The 26,773-nt window shown below is 50.6% G+C and carries 26 protein-coding genes and 3 tRNA genes; 17 read left to right on the top strand and 12 right to left on the bottom strand.

The features are described 5' to 3' along the window. Positions 1 to 98 precede the first annotated feature (98 nt). The 4 genes from Q4C79_RS07670 to Q4C79_RS07685 all read left to right on the top strand — a co-directional run bounded on the left by Q4C79_RS07670 (position 99) and on the right by Q4C79_RS07685 (position 913). A tRNA-Cys gene (locus Q4C79_RS07670) sits at positions 99 to 172 on the top strand. Positions 173 to 199: 27 nt separating this feature from the next. Further along, positions 200 to 277 (top strand) — tRNA-Cys (locus Q4C79_RS07675). 42 nt (positions 278 to 319) lie between these two features. Beyond that, positions 320 to 409 (top strand) — tRNA-Leu (locus tag Q4C79_RS07680). Between the two features lie 168 nt (positions 410 to 577). Further along, complete coding sequence (locus Q4C79_RS07685) at positions 578 to 913, top strand: IS630 transposase-related protein (protein ID WP_303090433.1); 336 nt, start codon at positions 578 to 580, stop codon at positions 911 to 913. A gap of 326 nt (positions 914 to 1,239) precedes the next feature. On the opposite strand, the gene Q4C79_RS07690 is transcribed toward Q4C79_RS07685, so the two are convergent. Together Q4C79_RS07690 and Q4C79_RS07695 are read right to left on the bottom strand one after the other, a co-directional pair. Then, complete coding sequence (locus Q4C79_RS07690) at positions 1,240 to 1,806, bottom strand: hypothetical protein (protein WP_303090434.1); 567 nt, start codon at positions 1,804 to 1,806, stop codon at positions 1,240 to 1,242. A 215-nt stretch (positions 1,807 to 2,021) separates the two neighbouring features. Then, positions 2,022 to 3,215, bottom strand: a complete 1,194-nt coding sequence (locus Q4C79_RS07695) for an amino acid aminotransferase (protein WP_303090435.1) — start codon at positions 3,213 to 3,215, stop codon at positions 2,022 to 2,024. A gap of 186 nt (positions 3,216 to 3,401) precedes the next feature. On the opposite strand from Q4C79_RS07695, the gene Q4C79_RS07700 reads away from it, so the two are divergent. From Q4C79_RS07700 to Q4C79_RS07710, 3 genes are all read left to right on the top strand, one after another. Continuing rightward, on the top strand, positions 3,402 to 4,097 hold the full coding sequence (locus tag Q4C79_RS07700; protein WP_303090436.1) for an SIMPL domain-containing protein: 696 nt from the start codon (positions 3,402 to 3,404) through the stop codon (positions 4,095 to 4,097). A 117-nt stretch (positions 4,098 to 4,214) separates the two neighbouring features. After that, positions 4,215 to 5,072: a M48 family metallopeptidase gene (locus Q4C79_RS07705; protein WP_303090437.1), complete on the top strand. Its 858-nt coding sequence runs from the start codon at positions 4,215 to 4,217 to the stop codon at positions 5,070 to 5,072. Positions 5,073 to 5,096: 24 nt separating this feature from the next. Continuing rightward, positions 5,097 to 5,903 carry a M48 family metallopeptidase gene (locus Q4C79_RS07710; RefSeq protein ID WP_303090438.1) on the top strand — a complete coding sequence of 269 codons (807 nt, stop codon included), beginning with the start codon at positions 5,097 to 5,099 and terminating at the stop codon, positions 5,901 to 5,903. A gap of 262 nt (positions 5,904 to 6,165) precedes the next feature. Here Q4C79_RS07710 and Q4C79_RS07715 read toward each other — a convergent pair whose 3' ends face one another. Continuing rightward, positions 6,166 to 6,897 (bottom strand): helix-turn-helix domain-containing protein, encoded by a 732-nt coding sequence (locus Q4C79_RS07715; protein WP_303090439.1) that lies wholly within the window; start codon positions 6,895 to 6,897, stop codon positions 6,166 to 6,168. A gap of 279 nt (positions 6,898 to 7,176) precedes the next feature. Between Q4C79_RS07715 and Q4C79_RS07720 the strand changes: the two genes are divergently transcribed. From Q4C79_RS07720 to Q4C79_RS07740, 5 genes are all read left to right on the top strand, one after another. Next, on the top strand, positions 7,177 to 8,142 hold the full coding sequence (locus Q4C79_RS07720) for a 4-hydroxyproline epimerase (RefSeq protein WP_303090440.1): 966 nt from the start codon (positions 7,177 to 7,179) through the stop codon (positions 8,140 to 8,142). Positions 8,143 to 8,154: 12 nt separating this feature from the next. Further along, on the top strand, positions 8,155 to 9,414 hold the full coding sequence (locus Q4C79_RS07725) for an FAD-binding oxidoreductase (RefSeq protein ID WP_303090441.1): 1,260 nt from the start codon (positions 8,155 to 8,157) through the stop codon (positions 9,412 to 9,414). Positions 9,415 to 9,491: 77 nt separating this feature from the next. Then, entirely contained in the window at positions 9,492 to 10,364 is an 873-nt protein-coding gene (gene dapA / locus Q4C79_RS07730; protein ID WP_303090442.1) for a 4-hydroxy-tetrahydrodipicolinate synthase, read from the top strand. Positions 10,365 to 10,374: 10 nt separating this feature from the next. After that, positions 10,375 to 11,862, top strand: a complete 1,488-nt coding sequence (locus tag Q4C79_RS07735) for an aldehyde dehydrogenase (RefSeq protein ID WP_303090443.1) — start codon at positions 10,375 to 10,377, stop codon at positions 11,860 to 11,862. A 176-nt stretch (positions 11,863 to 12,038) separates the two neighbouring features. Beyond that, positions 12,039 to 13,487, top strand: coding sequence for a sodium:alanine symporter family protein (locus Q4C79_RS07740; RefSeq protein ID WP_303090444.1), 1,449 nt, complete (start codon positions 12,039 to 12,041; stop codon positions 13,485 to 13,487). A 14-nt stretch (positions 13,488 to 13,501) separates the two neighbouring features. On the opposite strand, the gene Q4C79_RS07745 is transcribed toward Q4C79_RS07740, so the two are convergent. From Q4C79_RS07745 to leuC, 9 genes are all read right to left on the bottom strand, one after another. Continuing rightward, a complete protein-coding gene (locus Q4C79_RS07745) occupies positions 13,502 to 14,017 on the bottom strand; it encodes a membrane integrity-associated transporter subunit PqiC (RefSeq protein ID WP_303090445.1) in 516 nt (171 codons plus the stop codon). A gap of 1 nt (position 14,018) precedes the next feature. Next, positions 14,019 to 15,656, bottom strand: coding sequence for an intermembrane transport protein PqiB (gene pqiB / locus Q4C79_RS07750; protein ID WP_303090446.1), 1,638 nt, complete (start codon positions 15,654 to 15,656; stop codon positions 14,019 to 14,021). 6 nt (positions 15,657 to 15,662) lie between these two features. After that, on the bottom strand, positions 15,663 to 16,964 hold the full coding sequence (locus tag Q4C79_RS07755; protein ID WP_303090447.1) for a paraquat-inducible protein A: 1,302 nt from the start codon (positions 16,962 to 16,964) through the stop codon (positions 15,663 to 15,665). A 155-nt stretch (positions 16,965 to 17,119) separates the two neighbouring features. Continuing rightward, entirely contained in the window at positions 17,120 to 18,190 is a 1,071-nt protein-coding gene (leuB, locus tag Q4C79_RS07760; RefSeq protein ID WP_303090448.1) for a 3-isopropylmalate dehydrogenase, read from the bottom strand. A 38-nt stretch (positions 18,191 to 18,228) separates the two neighbouring features. Further along, entirely contained in the window at positions 18,229 to 18,678 is a 450-nt protein-coding gene (locus Q4C79_RS07765; RefSeq protein ID WP_303090449.1) for a YhcH/YjgK/YiaL family protein, read from the bottom strand. 343 nt (positions 18,679 to 19,021) lie between these two features. After that, complete coding sequence (gene leuD / locus Q4C79_RS07770; RefSeq protein WP_303090450.1) at positions 19,022 to 19,666, bottom strand: 3-isopropylmalate dehydratase small subunit; 645 nt, start codon at positions 19,664 to 19,666, stop codon at positions 19,022 to 19,024. Positions 19,667 to 19,718: 52 nt separating this feature from the next. After that, a complete protein-coding gene (locus tag Q4C79_RS07775) occupies positions 19,719 to 20,237 on the bottom strand; it encodes a nuclear transport factor 2 family protein (protein ID WP_303090451.1) in 519 nt (172 codons plus the stop codon). 87 nt (positions 20,238 to 20,324) lie between these two features. Continuing rightward, complete coding sequence (locus Q4C79_RS07780) at positions 20,325 to 20,450, bottom strand: entericidin A/B family lipoprotein (RefSeq protein ID WP_303090452.1); 126 nt, start codon at positions 20,448 to 20,450, stop codon at positions 20,325 to 20,327. 128 nt (positions 20,451 to 20,578) lie between these two features. Further along, entirely contained in the window at positions 20,579 to 21,985 is a 1,407-nt protein-coding gene (leuC, locus tag Q4C79_RS07785; RefSeq protein ID WP_303090453.1) for a 3-isopropylmalate dehydratase large subunit, read from the bottom strand. A gap of 254 nt (positions 21,986 to 22,239) precedes the next feature. On the opposite strand from leuC, the gene gshA reads away from it, so the two are divergent. From gshA to Q4C79_RS07810, 5 genes are all read left to right on the top strand, one after another. After that, complete coding sequence (gene gshA / locus Q4C79_RS07790; RefSeq protein WP_303090454.1) at positions 22,240 to 23,583, top strand: glutamate--cysteine ligase; 1,344 nt, start codon at positions 22,240 to 22,242, stop codon at positions 23,581 to 23,583. A gap of 130 nt (positions 23,584 to 23,713) precedes the next feature. Next, positions 23,714 to 24,559: a bifunctional hydroxymethylpyrimidine kinase/phosphomethylpyrimidine kinase gene (gene thiD / locus Q4C79_RS07795; RefSeq protein ID WP_303090455.1), complete on the top strand. Its 846-nt coding sequence runs from the start codon at positions 23,714 to 23,716 to the stop codon at positions 24,557 to 24,559. Between the two features lie 52 nt (positions 24,560 to 24,611). Further along, positions 24,612 to 25,403, top strand: a complete 792-nt coding sequence (locus Q4C79_RS07800) for an RNA methyltransferase (protein WP_303090456.1) — start codon at positions 24,612 to 24,614, stop codon at positions 25,401 to 25,403. Between the two features lie 81 nt (positions 25,404 to 25,484). Beyond that, positions 25,485 to 26,003 carry an O-acetyl-ADP-ribose deacetylase gene (locus Q4C79_RS07805; protein WP_303090457.1) on the top strand — a complete coding sequence of 173 codons (519 nt, stop codon included), beginning with the start codon at positions 25,485 to 25,487 and terminating at the stop codon, positions 26,001 to 26,003. 29 nt (positions 26,004 to 26,032) lie between these two features. Continuing rightward, entirely contained in the window at positions 26,033 to 26,701 is a 669-nt protein-coding gene (locus Q4C79_RS07810; RefSeq protein WP_303090458.1) for a YecA family protein, read from the top strand. The last annotated feature ends 72 nt before the right edge of the window (positions 26,702 to 26,773 follow it).

The following is a 26,773-nucleotide window of genomic DNA, read 5'->3' on the forward strand; positions in this document are numbered from 1 at the left end:
CGCAACCTTGCCAAGGTTGAGGTCGCGAGTTCGAGACTCGTTTCCCGCTCCATTTCATCTTTAGAGTTGTTCTTCTTGGAAAACTTAAGATAAAATAAGGCGGGATAGCAAAGTGGTTATGCAGCGGATTGCAAATCCGTCTACGCCGGTTCGATTCCGACTCCCGCCTCCACAGTTAAAATCAGTTGTTCCTCCCCACGGCGGGGTGGCAGAGTGTTTATGCTATGAGGGGTGCAACCCTCATATAGGCCGGTTCAAATCCGCGCCCCCGCCTCCATTTTTAATATTTAGGCTGCACTAGAGGCAGCCTAAATATCTTGCCCGAGTGGTGAAATTGGTAGACACAACGGACTTAAAATCCGTCGCTCCTAATACGAGCGTACCGGTTCGATTCCGGTCTCGGGCACCATTAATTTTTTTGAATTCAGTATATTTTTGTTATTCGGTATATTTTTGATTTTCTACGTGCTCCTTGAAAAAGGAGCAAATTTTTTACGGTGTAGAAAATACGTAGAAACCCACTCTGAGGACTTTACAAAATATAGTAAATAAACATATTCTTCGGTACAATCACGCTATGGCCTATTCAGAATACTTCAAACAACTCGTACTCAAAAAACTTCGTCAAGGATGGACGATCCGCAGAACGGCAAAAGAATTCGGCATCGCCATCTCCACCATCACGCTTTGGACACGCCCTCCGGCTCCTCAAGCCCCTCCGAAACAACGGAAAACCCGCAAAATCAGCGCCCAAGCACTGCTTGAAGATGTTAAGCGTTATCCTGATGCTTATTGCTATGAAAGAGCGCAACGCTTTGGTTGTTCTCATACCGCCATACACAAAGCATTAAAGCGATACAACATCAGCTACAAAAAAAGACCAACCGCCACCCGAAAGCCAACGGAGGGCTAGAAAAAATTTTCTGAAGTTACTGCATCCTACGTCTGCCGTAACCGTCCGGTGTTTATTTATAGCGGATTAACTTAACTTTCGCTACGGCGTTGCTGCGCCTTAGCTTAGAGAGAACGATTTTGTAAGCCGCTAAAGCGGCAACAGAATCTGTTCCGTACTGCTTGTACTGTCTGCGGTCTGCGGCTTGCTGCCTTGTATCGGAAATTAATTACCTCCACTATATGTATCGACAAATAAGTTTGTTTTCTATAAAACTAATCTCAAATTCTTCAGAATGATAAAAAAACGGCCGGATATCCGGCCGTTTTTGTTGTTTGGTAAGTTTATTATTTATTGGCTTTAGCCAGTTTGGCAGTGGCAGCTTTATCCAGTTTGCAGTATTTGGTTACGATTTGGGAAACTTGCTGTTGTTCGCCGTTTACGGTAGTTACACCTTCTTGGGTCAGCATATTGCCGTCTACTTTATCGATATTGGCAGCATTGGCTTTTTTAGCTGTGCTCCAAGTGATTCCGTTGGCGGTAAAGGCAGTTCTGTCATCAGAATTTTCTTCCAGCAGGAAGAGATTGGGTGACAGCTTGTCTTGATATTTTACTTGAGCAACAACAACATCATTGCCTTGCAGGCCGTACATTACAGACAAACGGTTTTGGCCTTTGTCGCCGCATTTGTAGGCTACTTCTTTTTTACCATCGATGGAGGTTACTTCCCGTGTTTTGGGTTGTTGAGGAGCGGCGGGTGCCTGTGCTTGCGGAGCGGAAGCTTGGGCAGCAGCAGGTGCAGAAGCTGCGGCTTCAGCTGCCGGTTGCTGGGTTTCGGTTTTGTTGGTGCTGGCACAGCCGGTTAATACGGCGAGCAACAGGGCGGCAGGAACGAGGGTTTTCAATGATGTCATGTTGTGATACTCCATGTTTTAGGTAAATGGACTTCTGTCGAGGCATTAGTGGTGTGAATTTTAATAAAAGTTCCGAATGCCTGTCTGAAAGAAGTGAAAACGACATAAGAAGCCTTTGAAACGTTCGGAGCGGCTGCTTTGTCGGCACGGTGCTTTTTGATGAACATTTCAAAGGTTTCATTTTATATCTGTTTTACAGTGCTTTCACATCTGTTTTACAGCACTTTCACAATACTTTCGCACAGATAACGGATGTTGTCGGCAGTGATGCCGGCGACATTGATGCGGCCCGAGCGTACAGCATAAATGGCAAACTCATCTTTCAGGCGGTCAACCTGCTCGGGGCTTAAACCTGAAAACGAGAACATGCCGTTTTGTTTCACGATAAAGCTGAAATCTTGCTCGGCGCCGTATTCTTTCAGCAAGTCGACAAATTGCTGACGCATTTCTTTGATACGCGCGCGCATTTCATCAAGTTCGGCAATCCATTGCGCTTTCAGTTCATCATCTTTCAATACCAGAGCGATGGTGGCGCCGCCGTGCGAAGCAGGGTTGGAATACAGGGTGCGGATAATGGATTTTACTTGGCTGAAGGCGCGGTTGGCGGTTTCGGCATCGGCGGCTATGATGGTGAATGCGCCCACGCGCTCGTTATACATGCCGAAGTTTTTGGAATAAGAGCTGGCCACCAACAATTCTTTATTCAGTTTGGCAAAAGCGCGCAGGCCGTAGGCATCTTCTTCCAAGCCGTTGGCAAAGCCCTGATAGGCGAAGTCGAACAGCGGCAGCCAGCCTTTTTCGGCCGACATTTTGGCCAAGGCTTCCCATTGTTCGGGCGTGGGGTCGATGCCGGTGGGGTTGTGGCAGCAGCCGTGCAACAACACCACGTCGCCCGCTTCGGCTTGGGCCAAATCTTCAATCAGGCCGTCCCAATCGAGGGCGTGGGTGGTTTTGTCGTAATAGCGGTAGTCGCGGATATTGATGCCCACGGCTTTGAAAATGGCGTTGTGGTTCGGCCAGGTGGGGGCGGAAATCCACACGTTTTTGGCACCGGTTTGGCGTTTGATGAATTCGGCGGCTACGCGCAAGGCACCGGTACCGCCCAGGCTTTGTGCGGTTTTGGCGCGTTTTGAAGCGATGATTTCGCTGTCGGCGCCGAAGAGTAATACTTGGGTTTGTTCGTTATAGTCGGCCACGCCGTCGATGGTGAGGTAGTTTTTGGTGTTCTCGGTTTCCAGCAGGCGTTTTTCAGCCTCTTTAACTGCTTTTACAATCGGGGTTTGGCCTTGTGCGTCTTTATAAACGCCGATGCCCAAGTTCACTTTGTTGCTGCGGGTTTCGGCTTTGAAGGCTTCGCCCAGGCCTAAAATCGGATCGGCAGGCGCGGCTTCGATTTTGTCAAAAAACATAATGTAGAACCTTATCTTGGTGGTTGGATTGAAGTGAAAAAACAGCTTGTTTGTTATACTGCTAACCATTACGATTGACAAGGCGTTTCATCAAATTACATTCAAATTTTTTCAGACAGGCATTTGCCGTGTTTTTCATATTATGCCTGTCTGAAAGCACTTTATCGTTTTAATGAGGAGGTTATCATGTTTAAACCTGCTGTTTTGTGTTTGGCTTTAACGTTTGCTGTCGTGCCTGTTTGGGCGGAGCCTTTGAATTACAACGTGGTTTCGTTTAGTGAATCCGCCGTGGCCACCGTGAACCAAGATTTGATGACGGCAAACCTGCGGATTCAGGAAGACGGTGCCAACCGCCAGAGCGTCAGCAATAAGGTAACGGAACGCTTGAACGCTTTGAATGCGCGCATCCGTAACGATAAGGCGCTTAAAGGGGCTTTGGTAAACCGGTCGGTTTACCCGCGCTACAGTAAACAGAAAATCGTGGGCTACACCGATACTGCTTACGTAAGGGTGGAAAGTAAGGATTTTCAGGCCTTGAGCAAGCTGATTGCGGCCAGCCAGAATGAGGCGGCGGTAGACAATTTAGGTTTCAGCGTTTCTGCGGAAAAACGCAGCGAAGCGGTAAACGAATTGAGCCGTCAGGCTTTGAAAAATTTTACCGCCCGGGCGAAAGTGTTGAGCGAAACATTGGGTTTCGGCGGCCGTTACAAAATCGTGAACATTAATGTACAAAGCGATTTCCGCAGTTATGCAAAGGCAGCCTCGCCGATGGCGGCACGGATGGCCAATATGGAAGCTGCCGGTGCGGCCCCGGAAATGAATATTGAAGAACCGGGTACCGAAGAAATCGTACAAACCGTAAACGGTTCGGTGCAGATGTAAACGACTGTCGCTGGGTTTGGGCAATCTCTGTTTAATATAGGTGGCCAGTCTGAAACCTCTCCGAGTATGGGTAATCTATAGATACGATACACTGCGATTGAATTCGGGAGGAAAAGCGTGAACGTGTTGAAATATGGCAGCGTAATTGCTGTATGCTGTTTGCTGGCCGGTTGCAGCTCGGTAGCGGAGATGGCCGGTTACGATACGGCTTCACTCAATCAGGCGGCTACCAAACAATACCGTGAAACCATCCGCATCGTAGACGGCCGTTACCGGCTGGATACGGAATCGGAGACTGCGCGCCGGGTACATGCCGTATTCGAACGTATGAAACCGGTTGCCGAAAAAGCCAATCAGACGGGCATACCGTTTGATTGGCAGATGGCGGTGATTAAATCCGAGGAACCCAATGCCTGGGCGTTGCCGGGCGGCAAAATGGCCGTGAATACCGGTATGGTTGAGAAACTGCAACTGACGGATGCTGAGATTGCAGCCGTTATCGGTCATGAAATGACGCACGCTTTGCGTGAAGATGGTAAGAAAGCCGCCGGCGGTAATGTGTTGAAACGGTGGGCCGGGTATACGGTGGGTATTGCGGTGCAGGCCACAACCGGTATCAGTGGTGGTTTTGCCGGTTTGGGTACCGATTTGATCGGTCATTACGGCGTGGCGATGCCTTATTCGCGGGCACAAGAAAGCCGTGCAGATGAAGGCGGTATGCGCCTGATGGCGCAAGCGGGTTATAATCCGCAAGCCGCAGTCAGCGTTTGGCAGAAGATGAACGCTTATCGCGACAACAATAATTTGAAAACCAGTATTGCTTCCAACCATCCTACCAATAACGCGCGGATTGATAATCTGCGCCGTTATTTGCCGCAAGTGATGCCGTTGTATCAAAAGCATATGAGTCTCAGAAAGGCGGATGAGATAAGGGTTTCTGATGGTTGGCAGAATATTTTGCAATCAACGCAATAACATACATGAACCAGGAGAATGTTTATGAACAATAGGAATTCATCGGCTTTGGCGTTGCTTTTGGCCTTATTGATGCCGTTGAGCGGCTGTATGTCGGTAGCGGATGCGGTCGGTTATGATACGGCAAGCCTCAATAATGAAGCGGCCAAGAGTTATACCGAAGTGGTGCAGCAGGCAAACAGCCGGCAGATGATTGATACCACTTCCAATACTTCTCGGCGCATTCATGCTGTTTTTAACCGTTTGAAGCCTTTTGCCAACCAGGAAAACCGTACCGGCGTACCGTTTGATTGGCAGATGACGGTGGTTAAATCGAATGAATTGAATGCATGGGCGATGCCGGGCGGTAAGATGATGGTGTATACCGGCATCGTGGATAAACTCAATTTGAGTGATGACGAGATTGCTGCGGTGGTCGGCCATGAGATGAGCCATGCCTTAAACGAACACAGTAAAAAAGCGGTCGGCCAACAGGTATTGACCGGATTGGCAACCAGTATAGGCGGTGCTATTTTGCAATCGCAAACCGGTGTGAGCAGTGATACCTTGAATCTCGGCTCCGGTATTTTGAGCGAATACGGCATTAATATGCCGTTTTCACGCAGCCAAGAAAACGAAGCCGATAGCGGCGGTTTGTACCTGATGGCTAAAGCCGGCTACAACCCTGAAGCGGCCTTAAGCGTATGGCAGAAAATGAATAATGTGAGTAACAATAATAATGCGCTGGTGGCGCTTACTTCGTCGCATCCTACCAATAACGCGCGTATGGAGGCTATCCGCCGCCAGTTGCCACAAGTGATGCCGATTTACGAGCAGGCCAGAAGGAAATAAAAAGGTATATGAAATGCCTGTCTGAAAGTCTTGTGAAGCTTGTGTAGCAGATTTAATTAATTTTCGATACAAGGCAGCAAGCCGCAGACAGTACAAGTAGTACGGAACCGATTCTGTTGTCGCTTTAGCGGCTTACAAAATCGTTCTCTTTGAGCTAAGGCGCAGCAGAGCCTTTGCGAAAGTTAAGTTAATCTGCTATATAGCAAAAACAGACTGAATCAACAGTGAAGAATCCTGCCGCCAAACGGCAGGATTTTTTGTTTTATTTATTGGATATTTTTGCAAAGTTTTCTTGTCTGAACAGCAGAGGGGAGATTCCGGTTAGCTGTTTGAATTGCCGGCTAAATGCGCTGTGATCGGTATAGCCGCACATCACGGCTATCTCTACTATAGGAAAGTCGGTTTCCTTCAGCAAATTGAATGCATGCTCCAAACGCATTTTCTGAATCATCTGCAAAGGGGACATATTCAATACGGATTTAAATAGCCGCTCCAAACGGGAAATGCTGATACCGACATGCGCGGCAAGCATGGTAACGGTGAGTTTCTGATCAATGTGTTTTTCGATATAGCTTACGGCCAAAGCCAGCTTTTTATGCTGCTTTAATTTATGGCTGTTGTCTTGATCAAGGTCGATGGATACACCCGCCATACCGATAATATTTTGTTTCTTATCATAAATAGGTATTTTGTGTGTCATGCACCAGCCCAGCTGGCCGGATAAATAATTATGCAGTTCTAATTTGTCTTCTATGACTTTGCCTCCCAATACTTTGAAATCTTGCAGCGTATATTCTTCTCCCTGATGGCTGTTGAAAATTTGCAGGGAGGTTGAGCCGAGAATGTCGCTTTTAAGCGTTAATCCTGAGCGTATAAGCAGCGTTTGATTAACCACTTCATATTGAGCTTGCCGGTTTTTGACAAAAAAGACCACATTGGGAATGCTGTCGAATAAGGGCATCAGCAATTCTACATGGTTGATGAATTGTGCCAAGTTGTCGCATATAAATAATGGTTTTTTTAATGATGCAAGTGGGGATTTGGTTAACATGCTGAGTGTGTTGGGTTTATTTATTTGATTTTATAAATTTATTTATCTGCTTGAAGATTAATAATGTTTTATCAAAATCTAAATTGATATTCTGATTGTGCAGAATTCGGCTTTTTTTAATCAAAATTCGACAAGCTGCTGCCAGTAAAATAACTTAACATCCAAAAAAGTCAACCGGATATTGTACAAAATCCGATTTTTATAAGCTTCAAGGAAATAATTATGTCTCATTCTGCGCAAAAAATTTATCTGATTGATTCGCATACCGGTGGTGAGCCTACGCGTATGGTTTATGCAGGGTTTCCTGAGTTGAAGGGGTCTTCGTTGGGCGAAAAATTAGAGGATTTTAAACAAAATTACGATGATTTGCGTCGGGCGGTGATTTTGGAGCCGCGCGGTAATGATGTGATGGTGGGGGCTTTGCTGTGCAGCCCTACCGATCCCAAAGCAGTGGCCGGCGTGATCTTTTTTAATAATGAAGGTTATTTGGGAATGTGCGGTCATGGCAGCATGGGAGTGATTGCTTCTTTGTTTTATCAAAACAAAATCGGGGTGGGCGAGCATTTTCTGGAAACGCCTGTCGGCATGGTGAAGGCGGTTTTGCATGATGACGGCAGCGTGAGTATTACCAATGTGCCTTCTTACCGTTATCGCAAGCAGGTTGAAGTTGATGTGCCCGGATTGGGTGTGATTCACGGCGATGTCGCTTGGGGCGGAAATTGGTTTTTTCTGGTCAATAATCACCGGCAGGAGGTGCTTGGTAAGAATGTGAAGCGGTTGACCGAAGTGAGCTTGCACATCAAACAGGCGCTGGTTGAAAACGGTATTACCGGCAACGAGGGAGCCGAAATAGATCACATCGAATTGTTCGGAGCGGCTTCCGGTAAAGCCGATAGCAAAAGCTTTGTATTGTGTCCGGGGGCGGCATACGACCGTTCTCCCTGCGGTACCGGTACCAGTGCCAAGCTGGCATGCCTGGCGGACGACGGCAAATTATTACCACAGCAAATCTGGCGGCAGGAAAGTGTGATTGGCAGCATATTCGAAGCAAGTTATGTTTATCAGGAAGCCGGCAATCCTGCTGCCGGCATCATTCCTACCATTCGCGGCAGTGCCCATGTGTGTGCTGAAACCACGCTTATTCTGAATCCGGATGATCCCTTCTGCTTTGGTATTCAGCCGGACTGATTGGGGATGGGCATGATTAAGCAAGATGCGGATTTGTATGTGGTCGGCGGCGGTATTTTGGGGTTATGTAGTGCTTTGCAGCTGAAAAGCCAAGGACAGTCGGTGGTTATTTTCGATGCGGAGGAAATCGGCAAGGGGGCATCGTTTGGGAATGCCGGCCATTTGGCGGTTGAGCAGGTGTTTCCAATTGCCGATCCAAGCATTATCCGGCAATTGCCGTCTATGCTTTTTGATCCTTTGGGCCCGCTGCGTTTAGACATCAAATATTTACCCAAACTTTTTCCTTGGGCTGCCAAACTCTTGCTGAATATGCGCCCGGAGCCATTTGCTGTCATACATGAAGCATTAAAGCAGATTAACGGTATCAGTCTTCGTGCATGGCAGGATTTTGCCCGCCAATGGGAGTTAAATAGCTGGGTTCAGGTAAAAGGCTCTGTTTTGTGTACGGAAACTGCCGCCGGCTTGGAAAAACTGAAATCCCACGGTAATCAATTAAATGCAATCGGTGTTCCTAACCAGCTATTGGGCCAATCCGAGCTCTTGGCGTTGGAACCTGGTTTGGCGGCCAACCAACAAGGTGCTCTGTTATTTCCTGAAACAGGCCATATCACTGATTTGGCGGCGGTTATACAAACGCTCACACATCATTTTGTATCGCTTGGCGGCAAGGTATACGAACATTGCCGGGTTCTGGATATGCGTTCGGTGGAAAACGGCATTGTGTTGAATACCGAAAAAGGTGAGATTGTCGCCGGCAGGGTTTTATTGACGATGGGGGCATTCTCCAAATCGTGGGTAAAAAAAATCACCGGTGTTTCTGTGCCCCTAGACACGGAGCGCGGCTACCATTTGATGTTGCCAAAGGTAAAGGATAGGTTATCCGTACCGGTAACGAGCTTGGAGCGTCGCTTTATTATGACTCCGATGAAAGGTGGGCTGCGCTTGGCCGGCACGGTGGAGTATGCTGGGCTGTCTGCTCCGCCGAATATGTCTCGTGCACATAATTTATTGAAGCTGGCACGACCGATGCTGAAGGATGCTATTGATGACGAGGATTCGAGTGTGTGGATGGGTTTCCGTCCGTCTACGGCGGATTCTTTGCCTGTGATCGATAAGGTCGGGCGTGTGTTTTTGAATTTCGGACATCAGCATCTGGGATTGACTCAGGCGGTGAGTAGCGCGCGTTTGATCGAGGATCTTTATTTCGGTCGTGCTTCAGTCATAGACCGCAAACCTTATCGCTTATCTCGTTTCGGTAAGCCGGGCGATTGATTGGGTGTTTCAGGCGGTTGTAAGAATTTCAATGCCTGTCTGAAAAAGTATTTTTCACATATCTTAATTAAGGAGACATGATGGATATTAAAGGTATTTTGGTTCCGACGGTTACGCCGTTCGATCAAAACGGCAAAGTTGATACGGCGACTTTGGAAAAATTAGTGCAATCTTTTATTGATAAAGGCGTAGCCGGCATTGTTGCCTGCGGCACGACCGGTGAGTATTACACCTTCAGCCCTGAAGAGCGTACTTTGGTTTTAACCACGATTGCCAAAGTGGCCAAAGGAAAGGTAACGCTGATTGCAGGCGTAAACAGCTTGTCAAGCGATCATACGATTGAGCTTGCCCATGAAGCCAAATCATTGGGTTACGAAGGGTTGATGCTGTCTGCCAATCCTTACAGCCTGCCGAGCCAACAGGGTATTATCGCGCATTTCGAGAAGGTGGCCGATGCAGTAAAAATGCCGATTATTATGTATAACTTCCCGGCACGGGTCGGCGTGAATATCGAATTCGAAACGGTCGAACATTTGGCCCGCCATCCTTATATCGTCGGGATTAAAGAGAGCAGCGGCAATTTCAGCCAGGCGCTGCGGATGCTGCAAGCCGGGTTCAAAAATTTTGAGGTGGTATGCGGATGCGATGATCAGCCTGTCGATTTCTTTTTCTGGGGTTCGAAAAGCTGGATTGCAGGCGCCGCCAACGTATTTCCGGAAGAGCAAGTGGCGCTGTTTGAAGCTTCCCAAGCCGGAAACTGGGATGAGGCACGTCGTATTATGACCCGGATTTATCCGGCTATTCATTCAATGGAATCGGGAGATTACAACCAGAAAGCCAAAGCGGGCTGTTTGAAGGCTACGCTTGATGTGGGTAAAGTTAGGGTGCCGCTGGTTGATATGTCGGAAGAAGACAGACAGGCATTTTTGGCGTTGGTTAAACAAGTTTAGGAGGGCTACCATGGTAAATCCATTAAGCAAAGAAGCAGTATTCGAATTGGCCAAGCAAGGCAAACTATTTGCCGGCAATTTGTTGGCAGGAAAAAGTTCTACGGCAACCATGCCGAATACCACGCCGATTGATAACAGTGTAATCGGCCAGATCGGCGACGGTACGGCTGAGGATGTTGATGTTGCCGTTGCGGCGGCGCGTGCCTGTTTCCATGAGGGAGCATGGCGTTTGCAGTCTCCGGCAGAACGCAAGCGGGTGATGCAGGCATGGGCAGGGTTGATGCAGGAACATGCCGAAGAATTGGCTGCTTTAGATTGTATCGATGCCGGCAAACCGATTGCCGAATGCCTGAATACCGATATGCCGGCTACTTTGGATACTTTTTATTGGTATGCGGAGGCGGTAGACAAAGTATTTGGCAAAGTTACTCCCACCGGCCCGGACGCATTGTCTTGGATTGTGAAAGAGCCTATTGGTGTCGTGGCTGCGGTATTGCCATGGAATTTCCCTGCGCAAATGTTCGCTTGGAAAGTGGCGCCTGCTTTGATTACAGGCAATAGCGTGATTGTAAAGCCTGCCGAGCTAACCTCGCTTTCGGCCTACCGCATGATAGAGCTGGCTTACGAAGCCGGTGTTCCGAAAGCGGCATTGCAGATGGTTTGCGGCCGCGGAGAAGTCGTGGGAGAGGCGATTGGCCGACACATGGATATTGATATGGTTTCTTTTACCGGCTCCACCGAAGTAGGCCGCTATTTCCTGAATTACGCGGCGCAAAGCAATTTGAAAGAAATTGTTTTGGAATGCGGCGGCAAAAGCCCGCAAATCATATTCGAAGATGCCGAAATTAATGAGCATACCGTCAATAATGTGTTGGCGGCGGCGTTTTGGAACATGAGTGAAAATTGCAGCTGCGGCTCGCGCTTATTGGTGCACAGCAGCAAAAAAGAGGAATTGCTGGAAAAACTGGTTGCCGGCTTGCCTGCCTGGAAAATCGGTGACCCGCGTGACGAAAGCGTATCGCTTGGCCCGATGATTGAGCAAGCCCATTTCGACAAGGTTACCGGCTATCTGAAAACGGCTCAAGACGAGGGTGCAAAACTGGTTACCGGCGGTAAAGTGCAGAGTGATTTCGGCAGCGGCTGGTATATAGAGCCGACGATTTTCGACGGGGTGACTGCGGATATGACGCTGTTTCAAGAAGAAGTGTTCGGCCCGCTATTGGCGGTAACCGTTTTTGAAACGGAAGAGGAGGCGGTTGCGCTGGCCAACAACAGCCTGTATGGTCTCGCCGCTTCTTTTTATACGCAGGATTTGAAGCGTGCCTGCCGGGTTGCCAACCAAATTCAGGCAGGCATGGTGTCGATTAACGGTTTTTCAGAAGGAGACATCACCACGCCTTTCGGCGGTTACAAACAATCCGGTTTCGGCGGACGCGACAAAGGCTTGGAAGCTTTGGAGCAATACTGCCAAACGAAAACTATCTGGATTGTCAATTAACCTGTTAATCGCGTTGATTCAATATTTATCAGTTTATCAAAGTATCGATCAATTTACTTTCAAGCTGTTTTTCAGACAGCCTTACATGGATAGGAGCAACAACAAAGGCTGTCTGAAATCAAACTCCGTTATAAAAACAATCAATTAAATTTTAAGGAAGAAATGAGGAGAGGGAGATGGAGGAATTAGTCAATACAATTGTCGGTTATATCTGGAGCGACGCTTTGGTTTATCTGGCGCTGGGCGTGGGTATTTACTTTACGGTTGCGACAAAAGGCGTTCAATTCCGCTACATCCGAGAAATGATCCGTTTGCTGCTTGATAAATCGCATTCTTCACGCGGTGTCACATCATTTCAAGCATTCTGTATGGCTTTATCAGGCCGTATTGGTGTGGGCAATATTGCCGGGGTGGCAACGGCGATTTTCTCGGGCGGCCCGGGAGCTGTATTTTGGATGATTGTCATGGGTTTGTTGGGTGGGGCGAGTGCATTTATCGAATCTACGCTGGCTCAGGTCTACAAACAGGAAACCCACGGACAATACCGCGGCGGCTCGCCTTATTATATTGAAAAAGGTTTGAAGCTGAAGAAATTTGCCATTTTGGTTGCGACGGTAACCGGCTTGTCTTACGGCGTATTGGTTCCTGGTGTGCAGGTTAATACGATTACCGACTCCTTTCAAACAGCTTTCGGCTTGTCGACGACGATTAGCACGATAGCAGTGGTCGGATTATTGGCGTTTATCATTTTCGGCGGAATCAAACGCATTGCGCGTTTTGCCGATATAGTGGTTCCGTTTATGACTATTGCGTACCTGTGCATGATGGCGATTGTGTTGGTGGTGAACTTTGCCCAAATCCCGGCTATGTTTGCCTTAATCGTAAAAAGTGCTTTTGGTATGGACGCTGTGTTCGGCGGCATGGTGGGAACAGCAGTATCATGGGGGGTGCGCCGCGCCGTATTTTCCAATGTAGCGGGTGCGGGCGAAGCCACTTTCAGTTCGGCTGCTGCTGAAGTATCGCATCCGGCCAAACAGGGCTTGGTGCAGGGTTTTTCGGTTTATGTGGATACGGTGATGGTGTGTACTGCTACCGCACTGATGATTTTATCCACCAATATGTACAATATTGTCGGTACCGACGGAAAGATGCTGGTGGAGCATTTGCCGGGTGTTGTCGCAGGTACCGCATTTACGCAATCCGCAGTATCCACTGTATTCTCGGGTTTCGGCGCAAGTTTTGTAGCGCTTGCCATCTTCCTTTTTGCTTTTACCTGCTTGGTTGCTTATTACTATATTGCTGAAACTACTTTGGTTTATCTGGATAATCAATTACGTTTTCCGGTTTTAAAAACGGTCTTGAAAATCGTGTTTTTAGCAGTGTGTTTCTTTGGCGGCATTCAATCCGCAAGCGTAATGTGGGGATTGGGCGATATCGGCTTTGGCAGTATGTGTTACCTGAACTTCATCGCCATTGTCTTGCTCAGCAAACCTGCTTTTAAAACGCTCAAAGACTACGATGAACAGAAAAAACGCGGGCAGGATCCGGTTTTTGATCCGAGAGTGGCGGGGGTAGAGAATGCGGATTTTTGGATCGAATATAGTGATAAACACCGTTCCCAATAAATGAAGCTAATCCGCTATAGCCGCTCGGCTGCTTGTGTTAACCCTTGGTCGAGCGACTGTACCATTGCGGGATAGCCGTCGCCCTGTTGCGGGGTTTCGATACGGAAGTTGCGGCCGCTGCCGTCCGGCCATTGGCTGTAGCCCTGAATCAGGGTGTGGCCTTGGTAAGTGCCGTTGAAGTTTTCAATATAAATCTTCAGCGTAGTACTGGCTTGGCTGCGGCCGGCAGGGATAAACCGGTAGCGCTTGCTTTGCCGGTTGAGTTTGTTGGCCAAGTTGGCGGCAATGCTTTGATCGAGCGGTGCAGCCCACAGGTTTTGCTTGGCAAAATTCAGATGTAGCGGATCGGTTTGGTAAACCAATCCGCCGGTGGCCAGCGGTTCGGCCAGTATCACTTGCAGAGCGACTTCGTTGCCTTGGCCGGCCGGTAGCTCAAACTGGCTGTCGGGTAGGGTGAAATAAGCGGTATTCACGCTGCTACAGGCGGCAAGAGCGAAGGCGAGGGCGAGTGCAGGTATCCGTTTGTTCATATCAGCGGCTTCCTTTGGGAATAGGGTCTTTACTGTTCTGGTTGAAAATCAGCGAATTGGGTTTTTCTTTCAAGGTGTTAACCAGCGGGCGGGTGTCGTTTAGCGTTTTGTCTATGCTTTTGAGGGTGGCTTGCACGTCTTGGTACACCGGCGACTGCGGGGAGATGCCGGCGAGGGTTTGCCGCAATTCTCCCAGCGTTTTGTTCAACTCACCCGGAATTTGCTGGGTTTGCGGTTTGCTCAGCAGTTGGTTGGCAGAGGCGAGGGTGGTTTTCAATTCTTTCAGACTGGCATTCAATTCGCCGACGGTGTTTTCCAGCGGCAGACGGTTGAATTTGTCCAGCAGGCGGCCAAGTTGCGCTTGCAATTCGTCAAGGCCGCCGCCTTGGCTGGCGATTACGGTATTGCCGTCGTATTCGTTAAACGGCTTGAGTGCTTGCTGACCGGGCGCGGCATCGGTCAGCTCGATCATTTTGCTGCCGAGCACCAGATTATTGCTGGAAAGCGTGGCGCTCAGGCCGCGATTGAGGGCGTTTTGTATCTGGTTTTGCCAGTTTTCTTTGCTTTGATTGTCGGCGTTGATTTCCATCATGCGCGGTTCGATGCGGATGCGTACCGGAACCCAGCCGTTTTGGAACAGCTTCAGGCTGTCGTTACGGGCGAAATAGGGGGCGTCGGCCACGCTGCCGACGGTAACGCCCTTGTATTCTACCGGCGAGCCGGCAGCTAGGCCGCGGATGGAGTTTTTGAAGAAGGCGACATAATAAAGCGCGCGTTCGCCGGGCAGGTTGTCTATTTCGTTGCGGTCGTTATAAAGGGTGAAGGTCTGGTCGTTGGCGGCGGCGGGTGATTGCTGTTTGCTCTCTGGTGGAGAACGGAAGGCGATGGCACCGGAGAGAATCGCGGCCATGGGCGGTGCATCGACTTTAATACCGTTGGCAGTGGTTTGAACGTTAATCCCGCTGTCCAGCCAGAATTGACTGTTTTTATTGACCAGCTTATCGTTGGGACTGTTGATGAAAATGGAATAGTTAACGGTTTTGTTGTCGGGATCGAATTTGGCGCTTTCCACCATGCCGACGATGAAACCTTCATACAGAATCGGGCTGCCGCTACCCAAAAGCTTGCTGTTCTGGCCGCGCAGTTTCAGGCGCAAGCCGCTTTGGCCGATGGCGGCAATCGGCGGGATATCGGATACGGTGAAAGTATCTTGGCTTTCTTCGGATTTACCGGGAGTAAAGGCGATAAAAGAGCCGGATACCAGCGTGCTCAGGCCGGATACGCCGCTTTGATCAATGCGTGGTTTGACAACCCAGAATTGGGTGTCTTTACGCATCATGTCTTTGGCATCGGCATTGAGGCGTGCGGTAACTTCCACTCCTTTGCGGTCGTCACGTAGGCGGATGCGGGTGACCCGGCCGACGTCGACGCTGAGCACTTTGATAACCGTAGTATTGACTTCGATACCGTCGGCGCTGTCCATTAAAAGGGTGATTTCGGGGCCGGTATTACGGATTTTTTGAAACAGCAACCAGCCGCCGACCACCAGTGCGGCCAGCGGAATCAGCCACACGACTGAGGCGGCGGTGCTGGATTTTCGCACGCGGGCGGGAACGGGTTGCAGGTCGGGGGTAGTCATAAGCGTTCAATCATTCGGTTTGATCTGCTGGCGGGTGGCTTTATCCCACAGCAGGCGTGGATCAAAAAAGTGGGCGGAGAGCATGGTTAACAGCACCACCAAACAAAAATAAATCGATGCCGGGCCGGGCTGGACGCGCGCCATCGGCGTATGGAAGGCGCTCATCAGTATGATAATAACGAAGATATCGATCATAGACCAACGGCCGATGTATTCGGTGATGCGGTAAAGCAGCGACATCTTGCGTATGCCCATCGGCATCGGCAGGCGGGTGGAGGCGATCAGTACGCCCATCGACATAATTTTCAAGGTCGGCACCATGATGCTGGCGCTGAAAATAATCACGGCAATCAGGCGGTCGCCGTCGTTCCACATGTATTCGATACCGCTTAATATGGTACTGATTTCCAGGCTGAGGGGGTTGGAGGAAATCATAATCGGCAGCAGGTTGGCCGGAAGGTAAAGAATGGCGGCGGCAATCAGAAAGCAGAGCGAAATGCGTACGCTGTGCGGACGGCGGTCGAATAAATCGGTGCCGCATACCGCGCACTCTTCTTCGTTGGCCGGCTGGAAATACAGGCAGCGGCTACAGCAGATGTGTTTGCCCTCGGAAGGGAAAAGGGGCGAACGGTTGAGTAGGTGGTGGATTTGATAATACACCCAATGTTCCGGTACCGAAACGGCGGTACGGATCAGCATGACACCGAGCGCAAACATCAGCCAGAAAGCGGGGCCGAAGGTAACGGTGGATACGGTGTACATTTTAATATAAGCCACCAGTGTTGAGATGAAAAACACATCGATCATAATCCATTCGCGCAACCGAACCAGCGTGCGGGTAGCATACAGCAAAAAAGGCATGAAACGCCGGAGGGCCAGTGCGGTATAAACGTAGAGCGCCAATAGCAGAAACAAAAGCGGCGTACCGAAAGTAAAGATAAACATCACTTCGGCCAAAAAACCCCAGTCTTGTAGAATCAGGGTTTTCATCATGCCCGGCAACGTTAGGCGCGAGTAGACGCCGGGCATTTCGATGGTAACGAACATCTGGCTGTACACCACCGCCATCAGGATCAGCGCGGTGGCGGCGTAGGCCAACGGCGCGATATAGGGGTTGCTTTCCACGCGCACCAAATCGTGGCCGCAGCGCGAACAGGCAGCCTCCTGGCCTTGCGAGAGTTGCGGGATATGATTGCGCAAGCCGCATTCCGGACAATCGACGGGGTGCGCCGGCAGCGTGGCGCGGTGTTTGTAGACCTTGCGCCGCCACAGGCGGTGATAGGTTTGAACCGGTCGGTATGGCGTCATGCAAACGAAATGTCGGGAAAGAAAAAGGGGATAATTATAGCTTAAAATGAATGGTTTGTAATTTTGTATCTTCTGCGTTTCAGACAGGCATATGCCTGTCTGAAAATAAAAACACCTGCCGATAACAGGCAGGTGTCGGCAATGGCAAAGGTGTTTTACAAAGCGGCCAATACCGCGCTGCCCATTGCGGAGCAGGAAACCAGTTGTGTGCCTTCTTCGTAAATATCGGCGGTGCGCAAACCTTGTTCCAATACTTTTTGCACGGCGTTTTCAATCTGTTTGGCGCGATTCTCATCATTCAGGCTGTAGCGGACCAACATGGCCAGCGATAAAATCGTTGCCAGCGGATTGGCTTTGTCTTGGCCGGCAATATCGGGCGCGGAGCCGTGGGAGGGTTCATACAAACCTTTGCCGGTTTCGTTCAAAGAGGCCGAGGGCAGCATGCCGATGGAGCCGGTGAGCATCGATGCTTGGTCGCTCAAAATGTCACCGAAGATATTGCCGGTGGCGATGACGTCGAATTGTTTGGGTGCGCGCACCAATTGCATGGCGGCGTTGTCGACATACATATGGCTCAATTCCACATCGGGATAATCTTTGGCTACATCATTAAAAATTTCTTTCCACAATTCAGTGGTTTCCAATACGTTGGCTTTATCGACCGAACACAGTTTTTTACCGCGCTTTTGCGCCGCTTCGAATGATACTTTGGCGATGCGGCGGATTTCACACTCGCTGTATTTCATGGTGTTAAAGCCTTCGCGCTCGCCGTTTTCCAGCGTACGGATGCCGCGTGGTTCGCCGAAATAAATGTCGCCGGTGAGTTCGCGCACAATCAGAATATCCAAGCCGGCTACCACTTCGGGCTTCAGGGTGGAGGCGTTGGCCAGTTCTTTATAGAGAATGGCGGGGCGCAGGTTGGCGAACAGATTCAAATCTTTGCGGATGGCCAAGAGGCCGCGTTCGGGGCGCAGTGCGCGCTCGAGGTTGTCGTATTTAGGACCACCGACCGCGCCGAGCAATACCGCATCGGCGGCACGGCACAGGTTTTGGGTGAATTCGGGGTAGGGGTGGCCGTATTCGTCGTAACCGGCGCCGCCCAACGGGGCGTATTGGTATTGTACGTCGAGGCCGTCTTCAATCAGTTTGTCGAGTACGCGCACGGCTTGGGCGATGATTTCGGGGCCGATGCCGTCGCCGGGCAGAATGGCGAGTTGTTTGGTCATGGGGTTTCCTTTGTATGTCGGACTAATCGGGCGCTATTTTACCCGATTCGGATTTTAAATACCGCTTTGCGGATTAATTTATCATTGCCCACCAACGGCGCATGGCCGTCGTTGGGGAAAAACAGGGCGAACTCGCCGACGTGGATGTCCAGCCAAGTAGTCGGTTCGCAATCGAAAAACTCAATGTTTTTTTGTTCGTTATAGCCTAAACCGTTTTTCAAACAGGCCCTGTCTATCCAGCCATAGCCTTCTGTACCGCTGATGGGAACTTGGATATCAATGTGATACAGATGCGCTTCCGGTTTGGCTTCTTCGCGGCTGCGCATCGGTTCGCTGCCGATAAACAAGCGGATATTGGGGTTGTCGCAGGCCACCTGACCATCAGGCAGTTGCGCAAAATCCAATGTTTGCAGCAGACGGAAGGCATCGGCAAAATCAGGGTGCAGCGCGGCATAGCGCTGGGCGTTGGCGATGGTGTCGGTAATCATAGCGGATTATTTGAGCGAATTGGCTTTTTTGCGAACTTTGGGCGGTTGGTTATTTTTAGACAAACCTTTGAACAGTAGATAGAACATCATGAGTAAGCCGAAGATCAGTAGCAAAAAGGGCAGCAATAGCATCAATATCCATAAATAAACTCCGGAGCCGCTTATATCCATGAAGCATATCCTGTATGTAGGGATATTCAAACTGTTTTTCAGACAGGCATTTTAACTGGGCGCTTGAAGTAATCGGATTGTACCGCTTTTTATCGTGCCTATTGCTTGTTATCGCTAATGAAAAGGTATAAAACAAAAGCGGCCTGAAGCTTTTCAGGCCGCTTTTATCTCATCAGGCTTGGTTAAATAGCCAAGGTTGTGCGGCCTTGCGCTTTTCTTCGAACGCTTTGATTTCGTCGGCATGTTGCAGGGTGAGGCCGATTTCGTCAAGGCCGTTGAGCAAGCAGTGCTTGCGGTGTTCGGTGATGTCGAAGTTGAAAGTTTGGCCGCTCGGGGTAGTGAGGGTTTGTTTATCCAAGTCAATGGAGAGTTGGTAGCCCTCGTTGGCTTCTACTTCTTTAAACAGTTGGTCGACTGCCTCTTCGCTCAACACAATCGGCAGCAGGCCGTTTTTGTAGCAGTTATTGAAGAAAATATCGGCAAAGCTGGGGGCGATGACGGCACGGAAGCCGTAGTCATCAAGCGCCCACGGGGCGTGTTCGCGTGATGAGCCGCAGCCGAAGTTTTTGCGGGTGAGCAGAATCTGTGCGCCTTGGTAGCGCGGCTGGTTGAGCGAAAAATCGGGATTGATGGGGCGTTTGCTGTTGTCCATGCCCGGTTCGCCATGGTCGAGATAGCGCCATTCGTCGAAGGCGTTGGGGCCGAAGCCGCTGCGCTTGATGGATTTGAGAAATTGTTTGGGGATGATGGCGTCGGTATCGACGTTGGCGCGGTCGAGCGGGGCGACTAGGGCGGTGATTTGGGTGAAGGCTTTCATAGGTGTACTTTCATGGTTTAAACAAGTGCGGGCTCATTTGCCGCATTGCTTTTTATTTGGCTTGTTCGGGCGTTTGGTTGTACATATAGCGGTAAATCAACCATTGCCCTTGCACTTTCTTCAATACAAATAATTCGCGGTTGTGGTCCATAATTTTTTTGCGGTCTTTTTTATGTGTTACAAAAGACCCTACAGGATGATAAGTGCTGATAACCGCTAAATCTTGCGAGGTATTAATTTCGTCGATGAGATACTCAATACCTGAAAAATCCATAGTTTGAAAATTGACTTGGTAGTTCTGCATTACGGCGGATTTGCCGCGCACGGTTAGTTTACCTTGAAATGTGGTAACAACCTCATCGTGCAATGTTGCTGCGATACCTTGTAAATCGGCCGTGCGCATGGCTTGTTGGTACCGTTTTAGCAGGTTAATGATTTCCTGCCTGCTTTCGAGATGGTGGGTATGCGCAGATATGGCAGTATTTGGGGCTGCCGGCAGGTTGTCTTGGGAACAGGCTGTTGCCAATAATGCCAAAGGCAACGCCATACTTTTTAAGGCTCGGCTCCTCATTATTTTTCTCCTTGCGGACGGTTATGATGATATTTTGGCGGCAAAGTGTTGCATTTGCCGCCAACTTCATCTTAATCAAAGCTTGTCTTAACGATCCGCGGCTTCTTCCAGCTTGTTGCCCGCTTTGGATACGTCTTGGCCGAAGCCTGATACGGTATTGCAGGCAGACAATAAGAACATAGATGCCAAGGCGGCCAATACGAGTTTTTTCATGTTTTAAGCTCCTGTGATAATTTGAAAGTACAGTATGCATTGCTGCACTTCATAATCATGCCAAAAATTTTGCTAAAAAACAAATTTCCGTAAAAGCCTGTCTGAAAATTTTTCAGACAGGCCTCATTTTACAAACTGCGCACGTCGGTAAAATGGCCGGCAACTGCGGCGGCGGCGGCCATGGCGGGGCTAACCAGATGGGTACGTCCGCCGTTGCCTTGGCGGCCTTCGAAGTTGCGGTTGGAGGTGGAGGCGCAACGTTCCTGCGGTGAAAGACGGTCGGCATTCATCGCCAGGCACATCGAGCAGCCCGGTTCGCGCCATTCGAAGCCGGCCTCGGTAAAGATTTTGTCCAAGCCTTCGCGTTCGGCCTGCTCTTTGACCAAGCCGGAGCCGGGCACCACCAATACGCGGCTGACGTTGGCGGCTTTTTGGCGGCCTTTGGCTACGGCGGCGGCTTCGCGTAAATCTTCGATGCGGCTATTGGTGCAGGAACCGATAAAGACCACGTCAACGGGGATTTGGTTTAACGGTGTGTCGGCGGCCAAGCCCATGTATTCCAGCGCACGTTCCATACCGCTGCGTTTGACCGGGTCGGTTTCGTTGGCAGGGTTGGGTACTTTGCCGTTGATGTCTAGCACCATTTCGGGCGACGTACCCCAAGTTACCTGAGGTTCGATATCGGAAGCGTCGAACTCGTAAACCTTGTCGAAAATCGCGCCTTCGTCGGATACCAGCGTTCGCCAGTAGGTAACGGCTTTTTCCCAATCTTCGCCTTTGGGGGCGAGCGGTTTGTCTTTTACATAATCGATGGTGGTTTGGTCGACCGCCACGATGCCGCTGCGCGCACCGGCTTCGATGGCCATGTTGCACAGGGTCATGCGGCCTTCCATGCTCAGGCTTTGAATCGCTTCGCCGCCGAATTCGATGGCGTAGCCGGTGCCGCCGGCGGTGCCGATTTGGCCGATGATGTATAAAGCCACGTCTTTGGCGGTAACGCCGGGCTTCAGACGGCCGTTTACCTTAATCAGCATGGATTTGGATTTTTTGGCGGTAATGCACTGGGTGGCCATGGTGTGTTCGACTTCGGAAGTGCCGATGCCGTGCGCCAGCGCGCCGAATGCACCGTGGGTGGAAGTGTGCGAGTCGCCGCATACCACGGTCATGCCCGGCAGGGTGGCGCCTTGTTCGGGGCCCATCACGTGTACGATGCCTTGGCCTTTGTCTTTAAATGGGAAATAGGCTAATGCACCGAACTCTTTGATATTGCTGTCTAGAGTATCGACTTGCAGTTTGGAAATCGGGTCTTTGATGCCTTCGTCCCAATGGTCTGTGGGGGTGTTGTGGTCGGCGGTAGACACCACGCTGTCGATGCGCCACAGTTTGCGACCGGCTATTTTCAGTCCCTCGAAAGCCTGCGGGCTGGTGACTTCGTGCACCAAATGGCGGTCGATGTATAGCAGAACAGTACCGTCTTCTTCTTCGCGGACGACGTGGCTGTTCCAGAGTTTGTCGTAAAGGGTTTGTGCGCTCATGGTTTTGTGTTTCGCTTATCGGGAAAATTATCTATATCTATAAAGTATAGTAACGATTAATAAGTGGGAATGCAAGTGAAAATGTCTAATTTTGTGCGTTTCAGACAGGCATTCAGAAAAAACTTTTTATTTTTTAGACAAATTGTCTTATTTGGACGCAATGTGTTGGAAAAATAAATCGCGCGGACGCTTGAATAGCCTGTCTGAACGCCCTATTATGCAGGGGTTTATTCTATTGTGATGAAGGACAAGGTATGTCGATGCCTGTGATGTCGGATAACTATCTGGCGCAATTGAGAGAATTCGAACAAAACATTCTGACCAAGCAAACCCAAATCGAGGCTTGGTTCCGCCGGCAGTGGAGCGAACATAAACCGCCGTTTTACGGTTCGGTGGATATCCGCAATGCCGGTTATAAAATGGCGTCGATTGATATGAATTTGTTTCCCGGCGGTTTTAATAATCTGAACCCGAATTTTATCCAACTGGCGGCACATGCGGCGCAAGACGCGGTGGAGCGCTCTTGCCCGCAGGCAAAATCGGTGTTGATTGTGCCGGAAAACCATACCCGCAATACTTTTTATCTGCAAAATGTATTGGCGTTGAGCAATATTCTGCGTTCTGCCGGTTTTGAAGTTCGGCTGGGCAGTTTGAATCCGGAAATCACCGAGCCTACTGAATTTGAAACGGCGCTGGGCGATAAAATCCTACTGGAGCCGCTGTTGCGTACGCGTGAACGCGTGCATTTGGCCGACGGCTTTTCGCCTTGTTTGGTGTTGTTGAATAATGATTTGTCCGGCGGTATTCCGGAGATTTTGCAAGGTATTGCGCAAACCGTATTACCGCCTTTGCACGGTGGTTGGACGACGCGCCGCAAAACCGCGCACTTTGCCGCTTATAACCGGGTGGCTGCCGAGTTTGCAGAATTAATCGGTGTCGACGAATGGCAGATTAATCCTTACTTCGAGCAAATCAGTGGTTTGAATTTTCAGGAGCATGAAGGTGAGGATGCGCTGGCCGAAGCGGTGGAGCGGATGCTGGCGAAAATCCAAGCCAAATACGATGAAAAAGGTATTCCGGACAAACCTTTTGTGATTGTGAAAGCCGATGCGGGTACTTACGGCATGGGCGTGATGAGCGTGAAGTCGGTCGAGGAGGTGCGCAGTCTGAACCGTAAAAACCGCAATAAAATGGCGAAAATCAAAGAGGGTTTGGAAGTCAGCGAAGTGATTGTGCAAGAGGGCATTTATACCTACGAAACGCTAAACGGCGCAGTTTCCGAGCCGGTGGTGTATATGATGGATCGTTTTGTTATCGGCGGCTTTTTCCGTGTGCATGAGGGGCGTGCCAACGATGAAAACCTGAACGCGGGCGGCATGGTGTTTGTACCGCTGAATCAGGCGATTCCGGTGGCGGGCGCGGAAGAGGGCGGCGAGGAGCGCTGTAAGCGTGTGTTTGCACAGTGGGATACGCTGGGCGTGCCGCAAACCAATGCCGCCAATCCGGATTGCGAATGCAACCGCTTGTATGTTTACGGTGTGATGGCGCGTTTATCGCTGTTGGCGGCCTCGTTGGAATTGGAGCAGACGCAACCGTAATGCAACTATTATAATGATGCCTGTCTGAAAAGAACGAAACCGCTTTGATGAGTGAGGTTTATCGTTTTTTCAGACAGGCATTTTGTTGCCGGTAAAAAAATATCAATCATGCAGAGAGAAGGAGCGAGAAATGGAATTTGAATTTAACGGGCTGGGCCAAGACAAGCCGTTTCCGCGTTGTTTGACCATAGCCGGTTCCGATTCGGGCGGCGGCGCGGGCATTCAGGCGGATTTGAAAACGTTCGGCGCGCTGGGTGCTTACGGCGCCAGCGTGTTAACCGCGATTACCGCGCAGAATACCCGGGGCGTACAGGCGGTGCATGTGGTGCCCAGCGAGATGGTGCGCGCGCAGTGTGAGTCGGTGTTGTCCGACATACGTATTGATGCGGTGAAAATCGGTATGCTGCCGGATGTGGCCACAATACGCGAAGTGGCCGCAGTGTTGCGCGAATATCCGGTGCCGTTTGTGGTGCTTGATCCGGTGTTGGTGGCCACTTCCGGCGACAGCCTGGCTTTGGAAAATACGGTTGGCGCGATGCTCGAGCAGTTGCTGCCGCTGGCGGATTTGGTTACGCCGAATTTAAGCGAATTGGCCGAGTTAACCGGCAACCGGCAGGCTCAGAGCGAGCAGGAAATGCTGGCTCAAGGGCAGCAGTTGCTGGCGCTGGGTGTCCAAGCGGTGTTGCTCAAAGGCGGACATTGGGAAGAGAGCGGGCAAGCCGGTGATTGGCTGGTGCAGCAATCGGAAGAGCCTCAATGTTTTGTGAGCGCACGCGTGCCTACTCCCAATACTCATGGTACCGGTTGCACGCTCTCCAGTGCGGTGGCCGCGTATTACCCGCATAAAAAAGATTTGCGGCTGGCGGTGGCTTCGGCCAAGAGTTATCTGCAAGGTGCGATAGAGGCTGGTGCGGCGTGGAAAGTGGGCGGCGGGCACGGGCCGTTGGCTCATTTCTGGCGGACCATCGCTTCGTAAAAGGCTATCCGCCTGCTTCGGGCTGCTTGGTTCGGATAGGATAAAGAATGTTATGAAAACCATTACTTCGGTACACAATGAATCGTTGCGCCAGTTGTCGCGTTTGTTATCGTCCGCCAAAGCGCGCCGCGAAAGCGGGCAGGCGGTGCTCGAAGGCGTGCATTTGTTGGATGCCTGTCTGAACGCGGGCGGCAGCCCCGAAGCGGTGTATGTGCCGGAGGGGCGCTTGCGGCGGGCGGAAATACAAGTCTTGCTGGCGCGTTTGCCCGAGGACAAAATTACCGTGGTCAGCCAAGGAGCCTTGGAAAAAATCAGTGCTTTGAGCGGTGGTGAAGATGTGATGAGCCTTATTGTCTGCCCTTTGCCGGGCAGCTTGCCGCAATCGGGCGATTGCGTGGTGTTGGAGCGGGTGCAAGACCCCGGCAATGTCGGCACCATTCTGCGCAGTGCGGCCGCTTGCGGTATCCGCCAAGTTATTTTTGGCGAAGACTGTGTGGACGTGTGGTCGCCCAAAGTGCTTCGGGCCGGCATGGGCGCCCATTTTCTGCTGGCGCTTTATCCGCGCACCGATTTGGACGTTTGGCGCGCAGGCTACCGCGATCCGGTGCGCGCCACCGCTTTGGGCGGCCGGGACAACCGCAGTGTGTACTCATTGGATCTGAAACCTGCTTCGGCCTGGTTGTTCGGCAACGAAGGCAGCGGCGTGAGCGAAAGCATGTTGGATTCGGCCGACGGTACGGTACATATTCCGATGATCGGTGCCACCGAATCGTTGAACGTGGCCATGGCGGCGACAGTGTGTTTGTTCGAGCAGATGCGCCAGCGTTTGCATGCGCAGGCATAAGATGGCGATACCTGTCTGAAAATCTGAGCATCTCTTTTGTTTGGACGGATGGAGTTTGATGCCTGTCTGAAAGGAAAATACATGAGCGCCGTAATCGAAGTAATCCAAGCCGATATCACTACTTTGAATGTCGATGCGATTGTTAACGCCGCCAATGAAACGCTGTTGGGCGGCGGCGGGGTGGACGGCGCCATACACCGCGCCGCCGGCAGCGAATTGTTGGCCGAATGCCGCACTTTAAACGGCTGCCGCACCGGCGAGGCGAAAATCACCCGCGGCTACCGTTTGCCGGCCAAATATGTGATTCATACCGTCGGCCCCGTTTGGCACGGCGGCAACCAAGGCGAAGCGGCGCTGTTGGCGTCGGCCTATGCAGAATCGCTGAAGCTGGCCGAGCGTGTGCAGGCCAAAAGCGTCGCGTTTCCGTCTATCAGCACCGGCGTGTACGGTTATCCGTTCGAGGACGCCGCTTTGGTGGCGCTGCAAGCCATCCGCGATACCTTGCCGCAATGCCCGACGGTGCAAAGAGTGATTTTATGCTGTTTTTCCACGCAGGACGCTGCCTTTTACCGGCAACAGCCGGGCGTAACAGCCGTTTGATTTTGAATAATTTTGATAAAGAAACAGGAATGCACATGCTACCGTTTGATGATGAGGCGCAACAGCGTTTAGCCGATTTAACCGATAACAAAGCCGCCGAAGGCAGCACCATGCGTGCGGACGAAATACAGGCTTTTATGTTGGCGCTGCTCTCTGGCCCCGACGAAGTGCCGGTTCATCTTTGGCTGCCGGAAGTGCTGGGCGATCAGAGCGAAGCGTTTTTCGAAGCGGAAGTACAGGAAGTGCAAGACTTGGTTCTGCGGCTGGCAGATGATATGCGCCGTACCTTGGAGGCCGGCAGCCTGCCGGATTTGCTGCTGTATGAAGATGAGAGAGGCATGCCGGATTTTTATACTTGGTGTAATGCTTATCTCTATGCGCTTGATGTGGTGGAAACCGATTGGTTCGAAGCGGTGGACAATGAAGATTTCGAAGACTTGTTCTATCCGGTGATGGCTTTGGGCGACGTATACGATGCGCACGAAGGCGGCGAAGCGGTGCTGAATCTTTCCGATAAAGAGCTCACGCAGCTGGAAGGAGAATTGCCGCATGTATTGCTGGATATTTACCGTTATTGGCAGGCCATTATCCGCAAGCCGCAAACCGTGCGCCGCGAGGGTGCCAAAACCGGCCGAAACGATCCCTGCCCCTGCGGCAGCGGTAAGAAATACAAGGCTTGTTGCGGCAAACAGGCATAATTTTACGGATGCTGCCGTTTCTTTTCAGACAGGCATCATTATGCAATGTTATGATGCCGGCCAATAGGTAAT

Source organism: Neisseria sp. (genome assembly GCF_030523955.1).
GTDB lineage: Bacteria > Pseudomonadota > Gammaproteobacteria > Burkholderiales > Neisseriaceae > Neisseria.

Coding starts and splice junctions, on each gene's coding strand:
- pqiB (WP_303090446.1), bottom strand. CDS start 15,656: ATGACTACCCCCGACCTGCAACCCGTTCCCGCCCGCGTGCGAAAATCC.
- leuC (WP_303090453.1), bottom strand. CDS start 21,985: ATGAGCGCACAAACCCTTTACGACAAACTCTGGAACAGCCACGTCGTC.
- Q4C79_RS07800 (WP_303090456.1), top strand. CDS start 24,612: ATGAAAACCATTACTTCGGTACACAATGAATCGTTGCGCCAGTTGTCG.
- Q4C79_RS07710 (WP_303090438.1), top strand. CDS start 5,097: ATGAACAATAGGAATTCATCGGCTTTGGCGTTGCTTTTGGCCTTATTG.
- Q4C79_RS07810 (WP_303090458.1), top strand. CDS start 26,033: ATGCACATGCTACCGTTTGATGATGAGGCGCAACAGCGTTTAGCCGAT.
- Q4C79_RS07700 (WP_303090436.1), top strand. CDS start 3,402: ATGTTTAAACCTGCTGTTTTGTGTTTGGCTTTAACGTTTGCTGTCGTG.
- Q4C79_RS07755 (WP_303090447.1), bottom strand. CDS start 16,964: ATGACGCCATACCGACCGGTTCAAACCTATCACCGCCTGTGGCGGCGC.
- Q4C79_RS07745 (WP_303090445.1), bottom strand. CDS start 14,017: ATGAACAAACGGATACCTGCACTCGCCCTCGCCTTCGCTCTTGCCGCC.
- gshA (WP_303090454.1), top strand. CDS start 22,240: ATGTCGATGCCTGTGATGTCGGATAACTATCTGGCGCAATTGAGAGAA.
- Q4C79_RS07690 (WP_303090434.1), bottom strand. CDS start 1,806: ATGACATCATTGAAAACCCTCGTTCCTGCCGCCCTGTTGCTCGCCGTA.
- Q4C79_RS07725 (WP_303090441.1), top strand. CDS start 8,155: ATGATTAAGCAAGATGCGGATTTGTATGTGGTCGGCGGCGGTATTTTG.
- Q4C79_RS07685 (WP_303090433.1), top strand. CDS start 578: ATGGCCTATTCAGAATACTTCAAACAACTCGTACTCAAAAAACTTCGT.
- Q4C79_RS07775 (WP_303090451.1), bottom strand. CDS start 20,237: ATGAGGAGCCGAGCCTTAAAAAGTATGGCGTTGCCTTTGGCATTATTG.
- dapA (WP_303090442.1), top strand. CDS start 9,492: ATGATGGATATTAAAGGTATTTTGGTTCCGACGGTTACGCCGTTCGAT.
- Q4C79_RS07740 (WP_303090444.1), top strand. CDS start 12,039: ATGGAGGAATTAGTCAATACAATTGTCGGTTATATCTGGAGCGACGCT.
- leuD (WP_303090450.1), bottom strand. CDS start 19,666: ATGAAAGCCTTCACCCAAATCACCGCCCTAGTCGCCCCGCTCGACCGC.
- Q4C79_RS07735 (WP_303090443.1), top strand. CDS start 10,375: ATGGTAAATCCATTAAGCAAAGAAGCAGTATTCGAATTGGCCAAGCAA.
- leuB (WP_303090448.1), bottom strand. CDS start 18,190: ATGACCAAACAACTCGCCATTCTGCCCGGCGACGGCATCGGCCCCGAA.
- thiD (WP_303090455.1), top strand. CDS start 23,714: ATGGAATTTGAATTTAACGGGCTGGGCCAAGACAAGCCGTTTCCGCGT.
- Q4C79_RS07805 (WP_303090457.1), top strand. CDS start 25,485: ATGAGCGCCGTAATCGAAGTAATCCAAGCCGATATCACTACTTTGAAT.
- Q4C79_RS07720 (WP_303090440.1), top strand. CDS start 7,177: ATGTCTCATTCTGCGCAAAAAATTTATCTGATTGATTCGCATACCGGT.
- Q4C79_RS07765 (WP_303090449.1), bottom strand. CDS start 18,678: ATGATTACCGACACCATCGCCAACGCCCAGCGCTATGCCGCGCTGCAC.
- Q4C79_RS07780 (WP_303090452.1), bottom strand. CDS start 20,450: ATGAAAAAACTCGTATTGGCCGCCTTGGCATCTATGTTCTTATTGTCT.
- Q4C79_RS07695 (WP_303090435.1), bottom strand. CDS start 3,215: ATGTTTTTTGACAAAATCGAAGCCGCGCCTGCCGATCCGATTTTAGGC.